The organism is Pseudomonas moorei (assembly GCF_008801475.1).
Taxonomy (GTDB): Bacteria; Pseudomonadota; Gammaproteobacteria; order Pseudomonadales; family Pseudomonadaceae; genus Aquipseudomonas; species Aquipseudomonas moorei.
Genome location: NZ_VZPP01000005.1, coordinates 405075 through 426713 on the forward strand (window position 1 = coordinate 405075; position 21639 = coordinate 426713).

The following is a 21639-nucleotide window of genomic DNA, read 5'->3' on the forward strand; positions in this document are numbered from 1 at the left end:
TTTGCTGCGAACATTGAAAAGAGCATCCTTTCAGGTGTGCTATCAATTTAATGGCGCCAAAGCAGAGGGATTCCTAGTGTCGGCCGTTCTCTCATTGTTACAAAGCCGTTTGTTGCGGCCAGTGTTCGTTACGCTTGGTATCGCCCTTTTGGTGCAAGTGCTGGTAGCTGTCGCTCTGACCCGGAGCACGGTGACTGCATTGGAAGCCGATCTCGGTATGCGCCTGGGTGCGGACAGTCAAAAACTTTCCGGTGAGCTTGAGCAGGCGGGGCGAGAAGTCACGTCGAGCCTCGATAACCTCTCCGCCAGTACCCGCCAGCGTCTTACCACCGGTTTGTCCTCGCGTCTGGAGGATGAGCAAGCGCAGTTGCGTGCGACGCTGGAAAAGGACCTGAAGGACTCCGCCAGCGACATGGCGCAGCTTCTAGCCTCAGTCGCCCCGCGCGCGATGTGGGATAACGACGTTCCGACCCTGTCCGAGTTTGCCCGAAGGGCCCAGCGCAATCCCAATGTACTGTTCGTGGTGTATGACGACGCCACGGGTCAGCATCTGACGCGCTACCTCAACCGGGAAAACCCGATCAACAAGGCGCTTCTGGAGAAAGGCCAGGGCGAGAGGGCGCTGGACAAAGTGCTGGATGCGGCGAAGAACGATCCTTCGGTCTTTTACATCGAAGCCTCGATCAACCCCAATGGTGTGGAAATCGGCAAGGTCCTGATGGGCGTCTCGACCGCGTCGGTGGAAGCCGACCTGGCGGCCCTCGACAAACGCTTCTCCGCATTGATCGCCAGCAGTGATCAATTGGTGGGTGACAGTCTCAAAGGTGCGGCAGCGGATAGCGCGGCAGCCATGCGTGCACGACTGCAATCGGCCCAGTCCACTGCGGCTGAAATGAAAGCCAATACCACCAACACCGTTCAGGAAGCGGCAGCAACCTTGCGCTGGCGCATCGGTGTCTGTCTGGCGGTGGTGGGCTTCGGTGTCCTGCTGTTGCTGGCAGTGGTGCTGGGGCGTCGAGTGGTCAACCGCTTGAAAATGCTGATTGTCGCCATGGATGACCTGGCGGCGGGCGAGGGTGATCTGACCAAGCGGGTACAGATCAGCAGCAAGGACGAGATCGGTGACATGGCCTCGGCGGTCAATCGCTTTGTTGATAAGTTGCAGCCGATCGTGCGCGAAGCGGGTGACGTGGCCCAGCGTACCGGCGTGGAAATCGGCGCCATGACCCTGCGTAATGCCGGGGCCGATGCGGCGGCAGGTATGCAGCGCGATGAGGTGGCCGAAAGTCTGCGTGCCTTGTCGCAAATGGCTGACGAGGCCCAGTCTGAAAGCAACGCCATGCAGGCAGCTTTGAAACAGGTCGTTGATATCCGTCAGGCCACCGACGAAAACACCCGCACCTCGGCGAAAGTCGGCAGCCTGATCGAAGCGTTGGCTGGTCAAGTCGAAACCGGGGCGCAGGTGATCGAGCGGCTTGCGCAGCAAAGTGAACAGATTGAGGTGGTGCTCACGGTGATTCACGGGATCGCCGAGCAAACCAACCTGCTGGCACTGAACGCGGCCATCGAAGCGGCGCGAGCCGGCGAGACCGGGCGCGGGTTCGCGGTGGTGGCGGACGAGGTGCGAGCGCTGGCGAGCAAGACGCAGAGCTCCACTGGCGATATCCAGGCGCACATTGTGGCGTTGCAGCAAGGCGCGCGTGAGGCGGTGGCGGCGATCGGTCAAGCTGGGCGTCAGGCGAACGAAGGTTTGCTGGTATTGCGTGACAGTGCGCGGCTGCAGCAGTCAGTGCAGGCTTCGGTGGAGCAGGTACATGCGGCGATCGGTCTGGCAACCCAGGCCGCCGCGCATCAAGCCCAGGGCGCGCAGGCTGTGCGTGGTCGGGTCGAAACCATTCACGCGCAGGCAGAGAAAGCGGCTCAGGCGGTGGTGGAGACCACAGCCAGCGGCAAGGTGCTGGACGGTTTGGCGGCGCAGTTGAAGGCGAGTCTGGGGCAGTTCAGGGCTTGATGTGTTGTCAGGGATGAGGCCGTCGCGGGCAAGTTCGCTCACGCAGTGACTCTGTTGTTCACAAAAATTGTGTTCGCAGAAAATTTCTGTGGGAGCGAGATTGCTCGCGATCGGCAAGAACGATAATGCGTTCTGTCTGTGAGAGAGCGCCGCCTTTAAATACACCGCGAGCAAGCTCGCTCCTACAGGGGGAGGGCGTGTTGATTTTCGAAAGCCAGAAACGCAAAAACCCGCTTTCGCGGGTTTTTGTGAAATCCAAGGCCGTAACCTTGAATTTGAATTGGTGCCCAGAAGAAGACTCGAACTTCCACGGCCGTAAAGCCACCAGCACCTGAAGCTGGCGTGTCTACCAATTTCACCATCTGGGCATTCATCTTCAGCGTTGCCGCTGTTGATGTGGCGCACTATACGGAGAGCAATTTGATCTGTAAACCCCTGATTTAAAATTAATAAATCAACGGCCTGAAATGCAAAAACCCGCTTTCGCGGGTTTTTGTGTGAGCCTTGAAATTGATCTAATCTCAAGCTCGAAATTGGTGCCCAGAAGAAGACTCGAACTTCCACGGCCGTAAGGCCACCAGCACCTGAAGCTGGCGTGTCTACCAATTTCACCATCTGGGCAGTATCGGCAACGTTGTCCGTCGTCGATGGCGCGCACTATACGGAGCGTCTTTTTAACTGTAAACCCCTGGAATCAAAAAAACCTGAAAAAATTCACCGGCGGTCTTCAAACCGGCTTTGTGACGTCGATAAAGGGCTTTAGAAGGGCCGTCATAGCTTGAAATTTCCCGTTTCATTACGCCTATGCCAAACTAACCCGTATATAGACAAGGTGAAAACTCTCTAATGGCCGATTGGCAGTCCCTCGATCCCGAGGCCGCTCGTGAAGCGGAAAAATATGAAAACCCTATTCCTAGCCGCGAACTGATCCTTCAGCATCTTGCTGATCGAGGTTCGCCTGCTAACCGCGAGCAATTGGTCGAAGAGTTTGGTCTGACCACAGAAGACCAGATCGAAGCTCTGCGCCGCCGCCTGCGCGCCATGGAGCGCGATGCTCAACTCATCTATACCCGTCGCGGCACTTATGCGCCGGTAGACAAGCTCGACCTGATCCTGGGCCGCATCAGCGGTCACCGTGACGGTTTTGGCTTCCTGGTTCCGGACGATGGCAGTGACGACCTGTTCATGAGTCCGGCGCAAATGCGCCTGGTGTTCGATGGTGACCGTGCCCTGGCCCGCGTTTCCGGCCTCGACCGTCGCGGTCGTCGCGAAGGCATGATCGTCGAAGTGGTGTCCCGTGCTCACGAGAGTATTGTCGGTCGCTATTTCGAAGAGGGCGGTATCGGTTTCGTGGTTGCCGACAATCCGAAGATCCAGCAAGAAGTGCTGGTGACGCCGGGTCGCAACGCCAACGCCCAGATCGGTCAGTTTGTCGAAGTGAAGATCACTCACTGGCCGACACCACGATTCCAGCCCCAGGGCGATGTGGTTGAAGTCGTGGGTAACTACATGGCGCCGGGCATGGAGATCGATGTCGCGCTGCGTACTTACGACATCCCTCACGTCTGGCCTGAGGCGGTGCTCAACGAAGCGGCCAAGCTCAAGCCCGAAGTCGAAGAAAAGGACAAAGAGAAACGCATCGACCTGCGCCATCTGCCGTTCGTCACCATCGACGGCGAAGATGCCCGTGACTTCGATGACGCGGTCTATTGCGAAGCCCGTAAGGGCAAGTTGCGGCTGTTCTCGGGTGGCTGGAAGTTGTACGTGGCGATTGCCGACGTATCCAGCTACGTGAAACTCGGTTCGGCGCTGGATGCCGAAGCCCAGGTGCGCGGCAACTCGGTGTACTTCCCCGAGCGCGTGATCCCGATGCTGCCTGAGCAGCTGTCCAACGGCCTGTGCTCGCTGAACCCGCAGGTCGATCGCCTGGCCATGGTTTGCGAGATGACCATCTCCAAAACCGGTGAAATGACCGACTACTGCTTCTACGAAGCGGTGATCCACTCCCATGCGCGCCTGACTTACAACAAAGTCAGCGCCATGCTCGAAACGCCGAAAGCCACCGAAGCGCGCAAGCTGCGTGGCGAGTACACCGACGTCGTGCCGCACCTCAAGCAGCTGTACTCGCTGTACAAGGTGCTGCTGGCGGCCCGTCATGTGCGCGGTGCGATCGATTTTGAAACCCAGGAAACCCGGATCATCTTCGGCTCCGAGCGCAAGATTGCGGAAATTCGCCCGACCGTGCGCAACGATGCCCACAAGCTGATCGAGGAATGCATGCTGGCAGCCAACGTGGCTACCGCCGAATTTCTGAAAAAGCATGAAATTCCTGCGCTGTACCGCGTCCACGACGGCCCGCCACCGGAGCGCCTGGAAAAACTGCGCGCTTTCCTCGGTGAGCTCGGCCTGTCCCTGCACAAAGGCAAGGACGGTCCGTCGCCGAAGGATTACCAGGCATTGCTGGCCGGGATCAAGGATCGTCCGGATTTCCACCTGATCCAGACTGTCATGCTGCGTTCGTTGAGCCAGGCGGTGTATAGCGCTGATAACCAGGGCCACTTCGGTCTGAATTACGAGGCTTACACCCACTTCACCTCGCCGATCCGCCGCTATCCGGACTTGCTGACTCACCGTGCAATCCGCAGCGTCATCCATTCGAAACAGGACACCCCGCACGTTCGTCGTGCTGGCGCGATGACCATTCCGAAAGCGCGTATCTATCCATACGACGAAGCGGCCCTGGAGCAGCTCGGCGAGCAGTGCTCGATGAGCGAGCGCCGCGCCGACGAGGCGACCCGCGATGTCGTGAACTGGCTCAAGTGCGAGTTCATGAAAGACCGCGTGGGCGAATCGTTCCCGGGTGTAATCACCGCCGTAACCGGTTTCGGTCTGTTCGTCGAACTGACCGACATCTACGTCGAAGGCCTGGTGCACGTCACCGCGCTGCCTGGCGATTACTACCACTTCGATCCTGTGCATCACCGCCTGGCCGGTGAGCGTACCGGTCGCAGCTTCCGTCTGGGTGACACTGTTGAAGTGCGGGTCATGCGCGTCGATCTCGACGAACGCAAGATCGATTTCGAGATGGCCGAAAAAACCATCAGCGCGCCGATCGGTCGTAAAAAGCGCGGTACGGAAACCGCAGCGCCCGCAGCGTCTTCTGCAAAAGCAGCCGCAGAGCCGGCACCGGCGAAAACCGGTCGTCGTCCTGCCAAGGAAAAGGTTGTAGAGGCCTATCGCCCAAGCGATGCCGCGGCGAAAAACGCCGAAGTGCGCAAGAGCCGTGAACTGAAGAAGGCCCTGCTGGCCGACGCGAAAGGCGGCGGTAAAGCGGCGTCTGCGGGAAAGACCGGACGGTCGGCGCCTGACAAGGCTCCCGGCGGAAAACCAGCCAAACCGAGTAAACATCGTAAAGGTCCGCCAAAAGCGGGCTCGGCCCCAGGCAAAAGTGGCGGGGCGCGTAAACCTAAGGCCAAGTCATGAGTCAGTTGGAGAAAATCTACGGCGTGCATGCTGTAGAAGCGTTGCTGCGTCACCATCCGAAACGCGTCAAGCAGATCTGGCTGGCCGAAGGCCGCAATGATCCTCGGGTGCAGACGCTGATCGAACTGGCCAACGAGAATCGTGTCCAGGTCGGGCAGGCTGAGCGTCGTGAAATGGACGCCTGGGTCGAAGGTGTACACCAGGGCGTGGTCGCGGACGTGAGTCCGAGCCAGGTCTGGGGTGAGGCGATGCTCGACGAACTGCTTGATCGCACCGAAGGCGCACCGCTGTTGCTGGTGCTCGACGGCGTGACCGATCCGCATAATCTTGGTGCCTGCCTGCGTTCTGCCGATGCGGCTGGTGCGCTGGCGGTGATCGTTCCGAAGGACAAGTCGGCGACCCTGACGCCGGTTGTACGAAAAATCGCCTGCGGCGCTGCGGAAGTGATTCCTCTGGTCGCCGTGACCAACCTGGCTCGCACCCTGGAGAAACTCCAGCAGCGTGGCTTGTGGGTCGTCGGCACGGCAGGGGAGGCTGAAGTCAGTCTGTATGACCAGGACCTGACCGGCCCCACCATCCTGATCATGGGTGCCGAAGGCAAGGGCATGCGCCGCCTGACTCGCGAGCATTGCGACTACCTGGTGAATTTGCCGATGGCGGGTAGCGTCAGCAGTCTCAACGTTTCCGTGGCGACCGGCGTATGCCTGTTCGAAGCCCAGCGTCAGCGTAGGGTCAAGGCTGCGGCTACCGCCAAGAAGTCCTGATCTGGTTGCAATTCCTGTGGGAGCGAGCTTGCTCGCGATAGCGATGTAACATTCGGTATCAATGTTGAATGTTGCGTCCTCATCGCGAGCAGGCTCGCTCCCACAATGGTTTGTGGCCGACCAAAGAATGGCGGGCGAACGAACTGTTCAAATAATCACCAATTACCTTGCGCCTCCTTCGCCCCTTCTCTACAATTGCGCCCCTTGCTGCGATGGCAGGCACGCATGTGTCTAGCGTCCACAAGTCCATAAGTGTCATTCACTCCTTGTCTGACCGCTTTTGAGCGGCAGGCTACAACCCGTAAGGAGCATTCATGCGTCATTACGAAATCATCTTTTTGGTCCACCCGGATCAAAGCGAGCAAGTCGGCGGCATGGTTGAGCGTTACACCAAGCTGATCGAAGAAGACGGCGGCAAAATCCACCGTCTGGAAGATTGGGGCCGTCGTCAACTGGCCTACGCAATCAACAATGTTCACAAGGCTCACTACGTGATGCTGAACGTTGAGTGCACTGGCAAGGCCCTGGCCGAGCTGGAAGACAACTTCCGCTACAACGATGCAGTGATCCGTAACCTGGTCATCCGTCGCGAAGAAGCCGTTACCGGCCAATCCGAGATGCTCAAGGCTGAAGAAAACCGCAGTGAGCGCCGTGAGCGTCGCGACCGTCCTGAGCACTCCGACGCTGAAGGCGTTGACAGTGATGACAGCGACAACAGCGATAACGCTGACGAGTAATCCACGGACCTTTTAAGGAGCCTATCAAATGGCACGTTTCTTCCGTCGTCGTAAATTCTGCCGCTTCACCGCTGAAGACGTGAAAGAGATCGATTACAAAGATCTCAACACTCTGAAAGCCTACGTATCCGAGACCGGCAAAATCGTTCCAAGCCGTATCACCGGTACCAAAGCTCGTTATCAGCGTCAGCTGGCCACCGCTATCAAGCGCGCCCGCTTCCTGGCCCTGCTGGCCTACACCGACAGCCACGGCCGCTGAGACCGGGCAGTCGACACGTAGCAAAGGATTGAATGTATGCGTGCCTTAGCTGAGTTCATCATGCGGGGCCGTATGCAGGCCACTCTGGTAGTGGCCGGATGCGCGGCATTGCCGTTGTTGTATTGGTTGGGTGCTGCCGCCGGATGCCTTGTGCTCCTGCGGCGCGGAATGAGGGACGCCCTGGGCGTTCTTGCTCTGGGATTGCTGCCGGCGTTGATCTGGTGGCTTAAATTCGATGATCCAAGGGCACTTCTGGTGCTGCTGGGGTCTTCGGGCCTTGCGTTGGTTTTGCGCGCAAGCGAGTCCTGGAACCGCGTGCTGCTGGTCAGCATAGCGATGGGGTTGGTGTTTTCAGTGGTGCTGGGGACGGTGTTCAGTTCCCAAATCGAAATGCTGGCGCAGGATCTGATAAAAATCCTGCCGCTGGCACTCGGTGACCTCTACCAGAAGATGTCGGTAGAAGAGCAAGCGCGATTCGCGTCCCTGATTGCACCGATCCTGACCGGCCTGATTGCGGCCTTGTTGCAAATCGTCAGTGTGCTGAGCCTGATTATCGGGCGCTACTGGCAGGCGTTGTTGTACAACCCGGGTGGTTTTGGTCGCGAGTTTCGCGTCATCCGAATCCCGCTTGGACCAGCGATGTTGTTGCTGGCGTTAATGCTTCTGGGGCCCAACTTCGGTCCGCAGATGGCCATGTTGACGCCGTTGTGCAGCGTACCGCTGGTTTTCGCCGGGCTGGCCCTGATTCACGGGCTGGTGGCGCAAAAGCGACTGGCCAGGTTCTGGCTGGTGGGGTTGTACGTCACGCTGTTGCTGTTCATGCAGCTGATCTATCCGTTGCTGGTGGTCCTGGCCATCGTCGACAGCCTGATTGATTTTCGCGGTCGTCTGGCGCCGAAAGACGCCGATAACGCGAACGGTGAAGGTTAAAAGTTAAGAGGATTTTCACATGCAACTGATCCTTCTGGAAAAAGTCACCAACCTGGGCAACCTGGGTGACAAAGTGAACGTTAAGGCTGGTTACGGTCGTAACTACCTGCTGCCTTACGGCAAAGCTACCGCTGCGACCCCAGCCAACCTGGCTGCGTTCGAAGAGCGTCGCGCTGAGCTGGAAAAAGCTGCAGCAGACCGTAAAGCATCGGCTGAAAGCCGCGCTGCCCAACTGGCTGAGCTGGAAGTGACTATCACTGCCACCGCTGGTGACGAAGGCAAGCTGTTCGGTTCGATCGGTACTCACGACATCGCTGATGCACTGACCGCCTCTGGCGTTGAAGTTGCAAAAAGCGAAGTTCGTCTGCCGAACGGCACCATCCGCAACGTAGGTGAATTCGACGTAGCCGTGCACCTGCACGCCGAAGTTGAAGCCACCGTACGCGTTGTCGTGGTAGCAGCTTAAGCAGTACTTGTCGGCTGGCACCCTCGGGTGCTTGCCGGTAACATCGGGCACGATCCTGTTTACAGGTCGTGCCCTTTGTCTTTCTGGCAGTTCCGTTTTTTAATCCCAGCTTCTCCAAAAAATACCAAGTGGCCATGAACGAAATCTCCGCTCCTGAGCAATACGATCTGCAAACCGCCGCGCTGAAGGTGCCGCCGCATTCCATCGAAGCCGAACAGGCTGTACTCGGTGGTCTGATGCTGGACAACAACGCCTGGGAGCGTGTGCTTGATCAAGTCTCCGACGGTGATTTCTATCGACATGACCACCGCCTGATCTTCCGTGCGATCGCCAAACTGGCCGATCAGAACTCGCCGATCGACGTCGTGACCCTGGCCGAGCAATTGGACAAGGAAGGTCAGACGTCGCAAGTCGGCGGCCTTGGGTACCTCGGCGAACTGGCGAAAAACACGCCGTCCGTCGCCAACATCAAGGCCTATGCGCAAATCGTTCGCCAGCGCGCGACGCTGCGCCAACTGATCGGCATCAGCACCGAAATCGCCGACAGCGCCTTCAACCCGGAAGGGCGTACGGCTGAAGAAATCCTCGATGAAGCTGAACGGCAGATCTTCCAGATCGCCGAGGCCCGCCCAAAAACCGGCGGCCCGGTGGGTGTGAACGAACTGCTGACCAAGGCCATTGACCGCATCGATACCCTGTTCAACACCGACAACGCCATCACCGGCCTGTCCACCGGCTACACCGACCTCGACGAGAAAACCAGCGGCCTGCAACCGGCTGACCTGATCATTGTCGCCGGCCGTCCATCCATGGGTAAAACCACCTTTGCGATGAACTTGGTGGAAAACGCCGTTCTGCGCAGCGAGAAAGCGGTTCTGGTTTACTCGCTGGAGATGCCAGGCGAATCGCTGATCATGCGTATGTTGTCGTCCCTGGGACGCATCGACCAGACCAAGGTCCGTTCGGGTCAGTTGGAAGACGACGATTGGCCGCGCCTGACCTCGGCGGTCAACCTGCTCAACGACCGCAAGTTGTTCATCGACGATACCGCCGGTATCAGCCCGTCGGAAATGCGCGCCCGGACCCGGCGTCTGGTGCGTGAGCACGGTGAAATCGGCCTGATCATGATCGACTACCTGCAATTGATGCAGATCCCTGGTTCGAGTGGCGACAACCGGACCAACGAGATTTCCGAAATCTCCCGGTCCCTGAAAGCCCTGGCCAAGGAATTCAACTGTCCGGTGGTGGCATTGTCCCAGCTCAACCGTTCCCTGGAACAGCGGCCGAACAAACGCCCGGTGAACTCCGACTTGCGGGAATCCGGAGCGATCGAGCAGGACGCCGACGTCATCATGTTCGTGTATCGCGACGAGGTGTACCACCCGGAAACCGAGCACAAAGGCATCGCCGAAATCATCATCGGCAAGCAGCGGAACGGGCCGATCGGTTTTATCCGCCTGGCGTTCATCGGCAAGTACACCCGGTTCGAGAACCTAGCACCGGGTAGCTATAACTTCGATGACGACGAGTAATTCAGCGTCTTGAAGGGCCCCATCGCTGGCAAGCCCACACAGGGCTGATGCGATCCCTGTGGGAGCTGGCTTGCCAGCGATAGACGCGCCGCAATTTCCGACCATAGCCGTCGGAATTGGTCAAAATTTGTGCTATATTCCGCGCCCGCGAAATTCAATGAAAGCCAACACCGGTTATCGACATGCAAGCAGCCAAGCCGTTATTTGACTATCCCAAGTACTGGGCCGAATGTTTCGGGCCAGCGCCATTCCTGCCGATGAGCAGGGAGGAGATGGATCAGCTTGGCTGGGATTCCTGCGACATCATCATCGTTACCGGTGATGCCTACGTCGATCACCCGTCGTTCGGCATGGCGATCATTGGCCGGCTGCTGGAGTCCCAGGGCTTCCGCGTCGGGATCATTGCCCAGCCAAACTGGCAGTCCAAAGACGACTTCATGAAGCTTGGCGAGCCGAACCTGTTCTTCGGTGTCGCGGCCGGCAACATGGACTCGATGATCAACCGCTACACCGCCGACAAGAAAATCCGTTCCGATGATGCCTACACGCCGGGTGGCCTGGCGGGCAAGCGGCCGGACCGCGCGAGCCTGGTTTACAGCCAGCGCTGCAAGGAAGCCTATAAGCATGTGCCCATCGTGCTCGGCGGCATCGAAGCGTCCCTGCGCCGCATCGCGCATTACGATTACTGGCAGGACCGCGTTCGCAACTCGATCCTGATTGACGCCAGCGCCGACATCCTGCTCTACGGCAACGCCGAGCGTGCCATTGTCGAAGTCGCCCAGCGCCTGTCCTACGGTCACAAGATCGAAGACATCACCGATGTGCGCGGCACCGCGTTTATCCGTCGCGATACGCCTAAAGACTGGTACGAAGTCGACTCCACGCGCATCGACCGTCCGGGCAAGATCGACAAGATCATCAACCCGTACGTGAACACCCAGGACACCCAGGCCTGCGCCATCGAGCAGGAAAAAGGTCCGGTTGAGGATCCGCAGGAAGCCAAGGTCGTGCAGATCCTGGCAAGCCCCAAGATGACCCGCGACAAGACCGTGATTCGTCTGCCGTCGGTGGAAAAGGTCCGCAACGACGCGGTGCTCTATGCCCACGCCAACCGCGTGCTGCACCTGGAAACCAACCCGGGCAACGCCCGTGCCCTGGTCCAGAAGCACGGCGAGGTGGACGTATGGTTCAACCCGCCACCGATTCCGATGACCACCGAAGAAATGGACTACGTGTTCGGCATGCCTTATCAGCGCATTCCGCACCCGGCCTATGGCAAGGAGAAAATCCCGGCCTACGAGATGATCCGCTTCTCGGTGAACATCATGCGTGGCTGCTTCGGGGGCTGCACGTTCTGCTCGATCACCGAGCATGAAGGCCGGATCATCCAGAACCGTTCCGAAGAGTCGATCATTCGCGAAATCGAAGAAATTCGCGACAAGGTTCCCGGTTTTACCGGCGTCATCTCCGACCTTGGCGGCCCGACCGCGAACATGTACCGCATCGCCTGCAAAACGCCGGAAATCGAATCCGCGTGCCGCAAGCCGTCGTGCGTGTTCCCTGGTATCTGCCCGAACCTGAACACCGACCACTCGTCGCTGATTCAGCTGTATCGCAGTGCCCGTGCCTTGCCGGGTGTGAAGAAAATCCTGATCGCTTCCGGCCTGCGTTACGACCTCGCGGTCGAGTCGCCGGAATACGTCAAAGAGCTGGTGACCCACCACGTCGGCGGTTACCTGAAGATCGCCCCGGAACACACCGAGGAAGGTCCGCTCAACCAGATGATGAAACCGGGCATCGGCAGCTATGACAAGTTCAAGCGCATGTTCGAGAAGTACTCCAAGGAAGCCGGCAAAGAGCAGTACCTGATTCCGTACTTCATCGCCGCTCACCCGGGCACCACCGACGAAGACATGATGAACCTGGCCCTGTGGCTCAAGGGCAACGGTTTCCGTGCCGACCAGGTGCAGGCGTTCTACCCGTCGCCGATGGCCACCGCCACCGCGATGTACCACTCGGGCAAGAACCCGCTGCGCAAGGTCACCTACAAGTCTGATGCAGTGACCATCGTCAAGAGCGAAGAGCAGCGCCGCCTGCACAAGGCCTTCCTGCGCTACCACGACCCGAAAGGCTGGCCGATGCTGCGTGAAGCGTTGATCCGCATGGGCCGCAGTGACCTGATCGGGCCGGGCAAGAACCAGTTGATCCCGTTGCACCAGCCGTCCACCGACAGCTACCAGAGTGCTCGTCGCAAGAACTCGACGCCGGCCGGCAGCCATAAAGTGGGCAAGGAAACGACCAAAATCCTGACCCAGCACACCGGCCTGCCACCCCGCGCCAGCGACGGTGGCAACCCGTGGGACAAGCGTGAACAGGCCAAGGCTGCGGCATTCGCCCGTAACCAGCAGGCGGCCAAGGAGCGCAAGGATGCGGCCAAAGGCAAAGGGCCGAAACCGGCTCGCAAGCCGGTCGTACCGCGCTAAATCGCGCTTGGGCTCAACAAAACGCCAACCTTCGGGTTGGCGTTTTGCATTTCTGAGCCGCGGAACATCAGCACATTGGGCCCAAAGAGGCCGCTGCTGGTGGTGAATCTGCCGCGCAACGCCACATTTAAGTGCAACGGCCCCAAACCAATTTCCCGCCTCGCCCGATTTTGGTGCTGTACTGCCTCCAGTAACCGGAGAAAGCGCCAGCACTGCTGGGTGGCATAAGTCTTGCGCGCTTTCACATACGCTTAGGGCTCGCAGGAGGCACGCCGTGTCGATTCATGTCGCATTGCATCACGTTACGCATTACCGCTACGACCGTGCCGTTGAGCTCGGTCCGCAGATCGTTCGCCTGCGCCCGGCCGCCCACAGTCGCACGCGGATTCTGTCCTATGCGCTGAAGGTTTCGCCCGAGCAACACTTCATCAACTGGCAGCAGGACCCGCAGGGCAATTACCTGGCGCGGTTGGTGTTCCCGAAAAAAACCGAAGAGCTGCGGATCGAAGTCGACCTGGTGGCGGAAATGGCGGTGTTCAATCCGTTCGATTTCTTCCTTGAGCCCTACGCGGAAAAAATTCCGTTCGCCTATGCCGCCGATGAGCGCAAGGAACTGGCGCCCTACCTGGAAACCCTGCCGCTGACGCCGAAGTTCAAGGCGTATCTGGATGGCATCGACCGCACACCTTTACCGGCTGTGGATTTCCTTGTCGCGCTCAATCAGCGCCTGAGCGAAGACATCGGCTACCTGATCCGCATGGAACCGGGCGTGCAAACGCCCGAGCACACCCTTGAACACGCCTCCGGGTCCTGCCGCGATTCCGCGTGGTTGCTGGTGCAACTGCTGCGAAATCTCGGACTGGCCGCGCGTTTTGTCTCCGGCTACCTGATCCAACTGACGGCCGACGTCAAAAGCCTCGACGGTCCCTCGGGCACGGATGTGGACTTCACAGACCTGCATGCCTGGTGCGAGGTGTATTTGCCCGGCGCCGGCTGGATCGGCCTGGATGCGACCTCCGGGCTGTTTGCCAGTGAAGGCCATATTCCCTTGGCTTGTAGTCCCGATCCGTCCTCTGCGGCACCGATCAGTGGCCTGGTGGAGCCGTGCGAGTGCCAATTCAGCCACGAAATGTCCGTGGAGCGGATTTGGGAGGCGCCTCGGGTCACAAAGCCCTACACCGAAGAGCAATGGCTGGCGATTCAGAGTTTGGGTCGGCAGATCGATGCTGACCTGCTGGATGGCGATGTACGCCTGACCATGGGCGGTGAGCCGACATTCGTGTCCATCGATGACCCGGACGGTGCCGAGTGGAACACCGCGGCGTTGGGGCCGGACAAGCGTCGCCTGTCTGCCGAGCTGTTCCAGCGCATGCGTCAGCATTACGCGCCCAAAGGCCTGGTGCACTTTGGCCAGGGCAAGTGGTATCCGGGTGAGCAACTGCCGCGCTGGTCGCTCAACTGCTACTGGCGCCGCGACGGGGTGCCGATCTGGCACAACGCGGCGCTGATCGCCGACGAGCAGCAAGACTTTGGCGCCGATGGCGAGTTGGCCGGACGATTTCTGGCGAGTGTCGCCGAGCGCCTGAAAATTCCGACACGTTTTGTGTTCCCTGCTTACGAAGACAATTTCTATTACCTCTGGCGCGAAGGCACCTTGCCGCAGAACGTCAGCGCCGAAGACTCACGTATCGAGGAGCCGCTGGAGCGTGCGCGACTGCGTAAAGTCTTCAGTCAGGGTCTGGATAAGGTGATTGGCCAGGTCCTGCCGCTGGCACGGACCGTCAAGGGGGATCAGTGGCAGAGCGGGCGCTGGTACTTGCGCGACGAGCACTGTCGTTTGGTGCCGGGAGATTCGCCGCTGGGCTATCGTCTGCCCCTCGGCTCACAGCCCTGGGTGAAAGCCGCGGAGTACCCGTTCATTCATCCGCAGGACCCGAACCAGGATTTCCCGGCATTACCCGACACCGCGCAGCTTCAGAGCCAAGACTCCGCTGCCATTGCTGAAGATCGCGCACCGAAAATCGATGAATCCGCCGACTGGCTGACCCGCACCGCATTCTGCGCCGAGGCGCGGGAAGGTCGGTTGTACCTGTTCATGCCGCCGCTGGAACGGGTTGAGGACTACCTCGAACTGGTCGCCGCGATTGAAGCCACCGCGCAAGAGCTGCGTTGCCCGGTATTGCTGGAAGGCTATGAACCACCGAGTGATCCGCGTTTGAGCAACTTCCGCATCACGCCGGACCCGGGGGTCATCGAGGTCAACGTGCAGCCGTCCGCCACTTGGGATGAATTGGTTGAACGCACCGAATTCCTTTACGAAGAGGCGCGACAAACCCGACTCACCACCGAGAAATTTCTGATCGATGGCCGGCACACGGGCACCGGTGGCGGTAACCATTTCGTACTGGGTGGCGCGACGCCGGCCGACTCACCGTTCCTGCGGCGTCCGGATCTGCTGCGCAGCCTGATCAGCTACTGGCATAACCACCCGTCCTTGTCGTACCTGTTTTCCGGGCTGTTCATCGGCCCGACTTCGCAGGCGCCACGGGTCGATGAAGCGCGCAACGATGCCCTGTATGAGCTGGAAATCGCCTTCGCCCAAATGCCGCAACCCGGCGAGGAATGCGCGCCGTGGCTGGTCGACCGGTTGCTGCGCAATCTGTTGATCGACGTGACGGGCAACACTCACCGCGCCGAGTTCTGCATCGACAAGCTTTACTCGCCGGACGGCGCCACGGGGCGCTTGGGCTTGCTCGAGTTGCGGGCCTTTGAAATGCCGCCCCACGCGCGCATGAGCCTGGCTCAACAGCTGTTGCTGCGGGCGTTGGTCGCACGTTTCTGGCGTGAACCCTATGCGCCGCCGAAACTGGCGCGCTGGGGCACTGAGCTGCACGACCGGTTCCTGTTGCCGCACTTTATCGAGCAGGATTTCGCCGACGTCATCGTCGACCTCAACGCCGCCGGTTATCCGGTGCGGGCCGAGTGGTTTGCCGCGCATCTGGAGTTCCGCTTTCCCAAGGTCGGCGATTACGCCGTCAGTGGCATTGCGCTGGAACTGCGCCAGGCGCTTGAGCCGTGGCATGTATTGGGCGAGGAGGGCGCGGTCGGTGGCACGGTGCGCTACGTGGATTCTTCCCTGGAGCGTCTGCAAGTCAAACTCAACGGCTTGCCGCCACAGCGTTATTTACTGACCTGCAACGGCATTCCGGTGCCGCTGCAGCCCACCGGGCGCGTCGGTGAGTTTGTCGCCGGGGTGCGTTTTCGCGCATGGCAACCGGCCAACTGTCTGCAACCGACCATTGCCGTGCATGCGCCGCTGGTGTTCGACCTGCTCGACACCTGGATGGGGCGTTCGCTGGGCGGCTGCCAATATCACGTGGCCCATCCGGGCGGGCGTAACTACGACAGCTTGCCGGTCAATGCCAACGAGGCCGAGAGCCGGCGGATGGCGCGTTTCTTCCGGATCGGGCACACGCCAGGGAAGATTCCTGTACCGATTGCGCAAATCAACGACGAGCTGCCACTGACGCTTGATTTACGACGTTTCTAAGCCGTATGCGACGCCCGGATCTTTCGTCTATCCGGGCGTCATGAGCCTACGTTAGTCTGACTGTTCACTGCTGTCTGCCGAGCTTTCCATGCCTGACCTGCTAGACCGCTACCCGCTGACAGCGGGTTCTTATCACGAACTGCTCGACGACAGTGGCGCCGTACGTGCGCACTGGCGCCGGCTGTTCGACCAATTGCAGCGCAGCACGCCAGCGCAGCTGATGCAGCGCCAGGCATTGCTGACCCGGCAGATTCAGGAAAACGGCGTCACCTATAACGTTTACGCCGACCCCAAGGGTGCCGATCGTCCCTGGGAGCTGGACCTGCTGCCCCATGTGATTGCTGCCGATGAGTGGGGGCAGCTGTCAGCCGGCATCGCCCAACGGGCCCGATTGCTCAATGCCGTGCTGGCCGACCTGTACGGCCCGCAACGCTTGATCGCCGAAGGCTTACTGCCAGCCGAGCTGGTGTTCGGTCACAACAACTTCCTGTGGCCCTGTCAGGGTATCAATCCGCCTGAAGGGGCCTTTCTGCATCTGTATGCGGTGGACCTGGCACGCACTCCCGATGGTCGCTGGTGGGTGACGGCGGACCGTACGCAAGCCCCGTCCGGAGCCGGTTACGCGCTGGAGAACCGCACCATCGTGTCCCGCGCCTTTCCCGAGTTGTACCGCGATTTGAAGGTGCAGCATCTGGCCGGATTCTTCCGCACGCTTCAGGAAACCCTGGCGCGCCAGGCGCCGAGCGATGAAGAGGTGCCGCTGGTGGTGTTGCTGACCCCGGGTCGCTTCAACGAAAGCTATTTCGAACATCTGTACCTGGCACGTCAGCTCGGTTACCCGCTGGTGGAGGGCGGCGACCTGACGGTGCGCGACGCGACGGTCTATCTGAAAACCCTCAGTGGCCTGCGCCGGGTCCACGCGATCATGCGCCGGCTCGATGACGACTTCTGCGACCCGTTGGAGCTGCGTACGGATTCTGCTCTGGGAGTGCCCGGCTTGCTCGAAGCCGTGCGCCAGGGGCGGGTCTTGGTGGCCAATGCCCTCGGCAGCGGCGTACTTGAATCGCCGGGACTGTTGGGGTTCCTGCCGAAGATCAACCAGTTTCTGTTTGGTGAAGAGCTGATTTTGCCGTCCATCGCCACCTGGTGGTGCGGCGAAGCGCCCGTGCTGGCGCAGGCCCTGGAAAAATTGCCGGAATTGCTGATAAAGCCGGCATTCCCGTCCCAGAGCTTTGCACCGGTATTTGGCCGTGATCTGAGCGAAAAAAAGCGGCAATCGCTCGCTGAGCGCATGCAGGCGCGTCCTTACGCCTATGTTGCGCAAGAACTTGCTCAGCTCTCCCAGGCGCCGATCTGGCAGGCCGAAGACGGTCAGCTGCAACCCCGGGCCATCGGCATGCGTGTGTACGCCGTGGCCAGTCGCGACGGTTACCGGGTCCTGCCCGGTGGTTTGACCCGTGTCGCCGCTGAAGCAGACGCTGAAGTGGTGTCGATGCAGCGCGGTGGGGCGAGCAAGGACACTTGGGTGCTGGGCGACCGCCCGCCGAGCGGCGAGCAATGGAAAGCCCGGCGCAGCATCGGCGTGCATGATCTGGTGCGACGCGACCCATATCTGCCGTCGCGAGTGGTGGAAAACCTGTTCTGGTTCGGCCGCTACTGCGAGCGTTGCGACGACAGTGCGCGGTTGCTGCGGATCATGTTGGCGCGTTATGTCGACGGCGATGACCCGCAGGCGCTGGACGCGGCGGTCGATCTCGGCGAGCGGCTGATGCTGCTGCCCGAGGAAGGCGAACTGCCGGAGCGCTTGCTGGCCGCGATACTGGGCGATGACTGGCCTTTCAGCCTGCGTTCCAACCTGCAGCGTTTGCAATGGGCGGCCTCACAGGTGCGTGGCAAGCTCTCGCGGGAAAACTGGCAGGCGCTGGTGGAATTGCAGCGCGAAGCGATGGAACTGGAAACCGAAGAGCCGGACTTCGGCGAGTTGCTGGATTTCCTCAACCGACTGGTGATGTCCCTGGCGGCACTGTCGGGATTTGCCCTGGATGACATGACCCGGGACGAAGGCTGGCGATTCCTGATGATCGGCCGGCGGATCGAGCGCCTGCAATTTCTCAGCGGCAGCCTGGCAGCGTTCCTGCGGGGCGCCGGGGCCTTCGATCAGGCCGGGCTGGAATGGCTGCTGGAACTGGGCAACAGCAGCATCACCTACCGTTCGCGTTACCTGGCGGTGGCGCAATTGATCCCGGTGCTCGACCTGTTGCTGCTCGATGAGCAGAACCCGCATGCCGTGTTGTTCCAGCTGAAATTGGTGACCCGCACGCTCAAACGCCTGAACGACGACTTTGGCGTGCCTCGTGAAGCGGGTCTGGCGCCGTTGGTGGAGCGCCTGGCGCGCTTCGATCTGGGCTGTCTGGAAAACCCGCTGTTTGGTGCCGCCAGCGTGCGCGCCGCCGTCGAGGGGCTGGCCGATCTGCTGCAAGAAATCGCCGATGCCAGCGGGCAAGTCTCGGATCGCCTGGCCTTGCGCCATTTCGCCCATGTCGATGATGTCAGCCAACGCACGGTGTCCGTCTGATGAGTGCCCACTACCAGATCTTCCACGACACCCATTATCACTACGACAGCCCCGTATCCCTGGCCCAGCAACTGGCGCACCTGTGGCCGCGCGCCTGTGCCTGGCAACGCTGTACCGCACAGCAATTGCAGATCAGCCCGCAACCGTCCTCGCGCCGTGATGAGCTGGATGTGTTCGGTAATCCGTTGACCCGGCTGGCGTTCGAACGCCCCCATGATGAATTGCTGGTCAATGCGAGCCTCACGATCGAAGTGCTGCCCCGGCCGGTGCTGGATTTCAATCAGTCTCCGCCCTGGGAAGACACCCGAAGTGCGCTGACCTACAGCAGCCAGCCACTGTCCCCACAAATCCTGGACGCCTGCCGCTACCGGTTCGAATCACCCTACGTGCATCTCAAGCGCAACTTCGTCGAGTTCTCGGAAAGTTGTTTTCCTGCGGGGCGGCCATTGCTGCTGGGTGTCCAGGCCCTGATGGAGAAAATCTTCAGCGAATTCACTTTCGATGCCGAAGCGACGCAGGTGGCGACGCCCTTGGTGGAAGTGCTGGAGCGTCGGCGTGGCGTCTGTCAGGACTTCGCGCACCTGATGCTCGCTTGCGTGCGTTCCCGTGGATTGGCTGCGCGGTACATCAGCGGCTACCTGCTGACCCAGCCGCCACCGGGCCAGCCACGACTGATCGGGGCCGATGCGTCCCATGCCTGGGTGTCGGTGTTTTGCCCGGTGCTGGGGTGGGTGGATTTCGACCCGACCAACAATGTGCAACCGGCGCTGGAGCACATCACGCTGGCCTGGGGCCGGGACTTTTCCGATGTTTCGCCGTTGCGGGGGGTGATTCTGGGCGGCGGTAACCACGACCCGGAAGTCCGCGTCACCGTAATGCCATTGGAATAATGAAGATCAACTGTAGGAGCGAGCCTGCTCGCGATGGACCAACGGGCGCCGCGTCAATCCAGATAAAACGCGTCATCGTTGACGACCATCGCGAGCAAGCTCGCTCACAGGGCGTGCGGGTCTGTTCTGGATAGGGTGTTTCAGATCGTTCTGTGAGGGCCGGCAGCAACGCTGCCAGCCCTGGACACAGATCCGGTGGGCCTGATCGGATCATCCGGCCCGGAGGGACTCAGGCGTCCGGCGCCTGATCTTTCGGTGCATCAACATCATCTTCTGCCGCGACTTCACCGTCGGGGTTCAGTGCTGCGTCTTCAGCCATTGCTTTCTTGCGCTGAAGCTTTTCCTCTTTCTTCTGTTCCTTGGCCAGGTCACGCTGACGTTTGGCGAAGGAGTAGTTGGGTTTAGCCATGGGCGATCCTCTGGGGTCGAAGGTGAGGTTGAGCGGCGCGTATTCTGCCCTGTATCGGTGCCAAGTCGTTAGTCGGGTTTTTGCTCGACCCACTTGGGCAGTATGGTGGGTTGCCATTGATCGAGGGCGTCGAGCAGAGATGTTGGCGATTCGCTCACCTGCAGCATGTCACGGTGCGCTGCGCGAACGAAGCCTTCGCCGACGATATGATCGAGAAAACCGGTGAGTTTGCTGTAGAAACCGTTCACTTCGAGCAAGCCCAGTGGTTTGCCGTGGTAGCCAAGCTGGCCCCAGGTCCAGACCTCGAACAGCTCTTCCAGCGTGCCCAGGCCACCCGGCAGGGCGATGAATGCATCGCTGAGTTCAGCCATCCGCGCCTTGCGCGCATGCATGCCGTCCACCACTTCCAGGCGAGTCAGCCCTTTGTGGCCGATTTCCTTGTCCATGAGGCTTTGCGGGATGATGCCCACGACTTCGCCTCCGGCCGCCAGCGCGGCATCGGCCACGATCCCCATCAGTCCAACGGCGCCACCGCCATAAACCAGCGTCAGCTTACGCTCGGCCAACGCCCGGCCGAGGGCTTCGGCCGCTTCCCGATAAGCCGGATGGGTGCCGGTGCTGGCACCACAAAATACACAAACAGATCTTAAAGACATGCCTTACTCCATGGTCGATCAGGGCCACAGAGTAAAGGCAGGCACGCGGCGCTCCAAGGGCTAGACTTCGCGATTGGGTGTTTCGTAAGTGCCGCTGGCGCCACAGGCGTAGGCGGCAAGCAAGCTGCACAACAGGCTGTTGAGGGACATGACAGACGCTCCAGTTTGGGTGATGGCCCGATCATAGGCCCGTCCCAGACGTCTGGCTGGTAGATTGTTTCGATGGGGGCCATAGCCCAAAAGTTGTATACAATTTTTGATTCAGGTCATAGGAACTTGCGAAGTTTTCAGGCAGTCTTCTGTCCACTCGCATTTCTGTTAACCCTGCCTTGGAGATTCACCATGTTTGCCAAACTCGTTGCGGTATCCCTGTTGACACTGGCCAGCAGCCAACTGATGGCTGCAGAGTGCAAAACCACTATCGACTCCACTGATCAGATGTCCTTCAACACCAAGGCCATTGAAATCGACAAGAGCTGCAAGACCTTCACCGTGGAACTGACCCACTCCGGCAGCCTGCCGAAAACCGTCATGGGCCATAACTGGGTGCTGAGTAAAGAAGCCGACATGCAGCCGATCGCCACCGACGGCCTGAGTGCCGGTATCGAGAAGAACTACCTGAAAGAAGGTGATGCCCGCATCATCGCGCACACCAAGGTTATCGGCGCTGGTGAGAAAGATTCGGTGACCTTCGACGTGTCTAAACTCGACGCCGCTGAAAAATATGGCTTCTTCTGCTCGTTCCCGGGCCACATCTCGATGATGAAAGGCACTGTGACGCTGAAGTAAGCTGAAGCACCGCGTTACCGTTCATCGCGTGCAAGCCACGCTCCCACAGGTACGGTGGTGGTTCATGTAGAAGCGAGCCTGCCCGCGAAGAGGCCGACAGCATCG

15 protein-coding genes and 2 tRNA genes are annotated in these 21639 nt (G+C 60.0%); 13 read left to right on the plus strand and 4 right to left on the minus strand.

All coding sequences use genetic code 11. The features are described 5' to 3' along the window. Positions 1-76 precede the first annotated feature (76 nt). Entirely contained in the window at positions 77-2011 is a 1935-nt protein-coding gene (locus F7R06_RS12050; RefSeq protein ID WP_090328530.1) for a methyl-accepting chemotaxis protein, read from the plus strand. A gap of 281 nt (positions 2012-2292) precedes the next feature. Here F7R06_RS12050 and F7R06_RS12055 read toward each other — a convergent pair. Next, positions 2293-2379, minus strand: a tRNA-Leu gene (locus tag F7R06_RS12055). A gap of 166 nt (positions 2380-2545) precedes the next feature. Next, positions 2546-2632: transfer RNA gene (locus tag F7R06_RS12060), tRNA-Leu, on the minus strand. A gap of 225 nt (positions 2633-2857) precedes the next feature. Between F7R06_RS12060 and rnr the strand changes: the two genes are divergently transcribed. The 11 genes from rnr (at position 2858) to F7R06_RS12115 (ending at position 19680) form a co-directional block, all read left to right on the plus strand. Further along, entirely contained in the window at positions 2858-5494 is a 2637-nt protein-coding gene (gene rnr / locus F7R06_RS12065; RefSeq protein ID WP_090328532.1) for a ribonuclease R, read from the plus strand. After that, positions 5491-6258 (plus strand): 23S rRNA (guanosine(2251)-2'-O)-methyltransferase RlmB, encoded by a 768-nt coding sequence (gene rlmB / locus F7R06_RS12070; RefSeq protein WP_090328534.1) that lies wholly within the window; start codon positions 5491-5493, stop codon positions 6256-6258. The genes rnr and rlmB overlap by 4 nt, the downstream gene beginning before the upstream one ends. Positions 6259-6572: 314 nt before the next feature. Beyond that, on the plus strand, positions 6573-6995 hold the full coding sequence (gene rpsF / locus F7R06_RS12075; RefSeq protein ID WP_007939579.1) for a 30S ribosomal protein S6: 423 nt from the start codon (positions 6573-6575) through the stop codon (positions 6993-6995). Positions 6996-7023: 28 nt separating this feature from the next. Further along, a complete protein-coding gene (rpsR, locus tag F7R06_RS12080) occupies positions 7024-7254 on the plus strand; it encodes a 30S ribosomal protein S18 (protein ID WP_002551829.1) in 231 nt (76 codons plus the stop codon). A 36-nt stretch (positions 7255-7290) separates the two neighbouring features. Continuing rightward, entirely contained in the window at positions 7291-8184 is an 894-nt protein-coding gene (locus tag F7R06_RS12085) for a YybS family protein (protein ID WP_090328536.1), read from the plus strand. Between the two features lie 19 nt (positions 8185-8203). Beyond that, positions 8204-8650 (plus strand): 50S ribosomal protein L9, encoded by a 447-nt coding sequence (gene rplI / locus F7R06_RS12090; protein WP_007939577.1) that lies wholly within the window; start codon positions 8204-8206, stop codon positions 8648-8650. A 134-nt stretch (positions 8651-8784) separates the two neighbouring features. Beyond that, the gene (dnaB, locus tag F7R06_RS12095; protein ID WP_090328831.1) at positions 8785-10182 is read left to right on the plus strand and encodes a replicative DNA helicase; all 1398 of its coding nucleotides are present in this window, start codon (positions 8785-8787) and stop codon (positions 10180-10182) included. Positions 10183-10364: 182 nt separating this feature from the next. Then, positions 10365-12665, plus strand: coding sequence for a YgiQ family radical SAM protein (locus tag F7R06_RS12100; protein WP_090328538.1), 2301 nt, complete (start codon positions 10365-10367; stop codon positions 12663-12665). 274 nt (positions 12666-12939) lie between these two features. Next, complete coding sequence (locus F7R06_RS12105; RefSeq protein WP_090328540.1) at positions 12940-16215, plus strand: transglutaminase family protein; 3276 nt, start codon at positions 12940-12942, stop codon at positions 16213-16215. A gap of 88 nt (positions 16216-16303) precedes the next feature. Then, on the plus strand, positions 16304-18790 hold the full coding sequence (locus F7R06_RS12110; RefSeq protein ID WP_090328542.1) for a circularly permuted type 2 ATP-grasp protein: 2487 nt from the start codon (positions 16304-16306) through the stop codon (positions 18788-18790). Next, positions 18790-19680 (plus strand): transglutaminase family protein, encoded by an 891-nt coding sequence (locus F7R06_RS12115; protein WP_090328544.1) that lies wholly within the window; start codon positions 18790-18792, stop codon positions 19678-19680. The genes F7R06_RS12110 and F7R06_RS12115 overlap by 1 nt, the downstream gene beginning before the upstream one ends. 229 nt (positions 19681-19909) lie before the next feature. Here F7R06_RS12115 and F7R06_RS12120 read toward each other — a convergent pair whose 3' ends face one another. Beyond that, the gene (locus F7R06_RS12120) at positions 19910-20089 is read right to left on the minus strand and encodes a hypothetical protein (RefSeq protein WP_090328546.1); all 180 of its coding nucleotides are present in this window, start codon (positions 20087-20089) and stop codon (positions 19910-19912) included. A gap of 68 nt (positions 20090-20157) precedes the next feature. Then, a complete protein-coding gene (locus F7R06_RS12125) occupies positions 20158-20745 on the minus strand; it encodes a cytokinin riboside 5'-monophosphate phosphoribohydrolase (protein ID WP_090328548.1) in 588 nt (195 codons plus the stop codon). Positions 20746-21087: 342 nt separating this feature from the next. On the opposite strand from F7R06_RS12125, the gene azu reads away from it, so the two are divergent. After that, entirely contained in the window at positions 21088-21534 is a 447-nt protein-coding gene (gene azu / locus F7R06_RS12130; RefSeq protein WP_090328550.1) for an azurin, read from the plus strand. The last annotated feature ends 105 nt before the right edge of the window (positions 21535-21639 follow it).

What these genes read in the sequence shown, in the direction of transcription:
- rnr (WP_090328532.1), top strand. Translation starts at nt 2,858, where the DNA reads ATGGCCGATTGGCAGTCCCTCGATCCCGAGGCCGCTCGTGAAGCGGAA.
- rlmB (WP_090328534.1), top strand. Translation starts at nt 5,491, where the DNA reads ATGAGTCAGTTGGAGAAAATCTACGGCGTGCATGCTGTAGAAGCGTTG.
- rpsF (WP_007939579.1), top strand. Translation starts at nt 6,573, where the DNA reads ATGCGTCATTACGAAATCATCTTTTTGGTCCACCCGGATCAAAGCGAG.
- rpsR (WP_002551829.1), top strand. Translation starts at nt 7,024, where the DNA reads ATGGCACGTTTCTTCCGTCGTCGTAAATTCTGCCGCTTCACCGCTGAA.
- F7R06_RS12085 (WP_090328536.1), top strand. Translation starts at nt 7,291, where the DNA reads ATGCGTGCCTTAGCTGAGTTCATCATGCGGGGCCGTATGCAGGCCACT.
- rplI (WP_007939577.1), top strand. Translation starts at nt 8,204, where the DNA reads ATGCAACTGATCCTTCTGGAAAAAGTCACCAACCTGGGCAACCTGGGT.
- dnaB (WP_090328831.1), top strand. Translation starts at nt 8,785, where the DNA reads ATGAACGAAATCTCCGCTCCTGAGCAATACGATCTGCAAACCGCCGCG.
- F7R06_RS12100 (WP_090328538.1), top strand. Translation starts at nt 10,365, where the DNA reads ATGCAAGCAGCCAAGCCGTTATTTGACTATCCCAAGTACTGGGCCGAA.
- F7R06_RS12110 (WP_090328542.1), top strand. Translation starts at nt 16,304, where the DNA reads ATGCCTGACCTGCTAGACCGCTACCCGCTGACAGCGGGTTCTTATCAC.
- F7R06_RS12115 (WP_090328544.1), top strand. Translation starts at nt 18,790, where the DNA reads ATGAGTGCCCACTACCAGATCTTCCACGACACCCATTATCACTACGAC.
- F7R06_RS12120 (WP_090328546.1), bottom strand. Translation starts at nt 20,089, where the DNA reads ATGGCTAAACCCAACTACTCCTTCGCCAAACGTCAGCGTGACCTGGCC.
- F7R06_RS12125 (WP_090328548.1), bottom strand. Translation starts at nt 20,745, where the DNA reads ATGTCTTTAAGATCTGTTTGTGTATTTTGTGGTGCCAGCACCGGCACC.
- azu (WP_090328550.1), top strand. Translation starts at nt 21,088, where the DNA reads ATGTTTGCCAAACTCGTTGCGGTATCCCTGTTGACACTGGCCAGCAGC.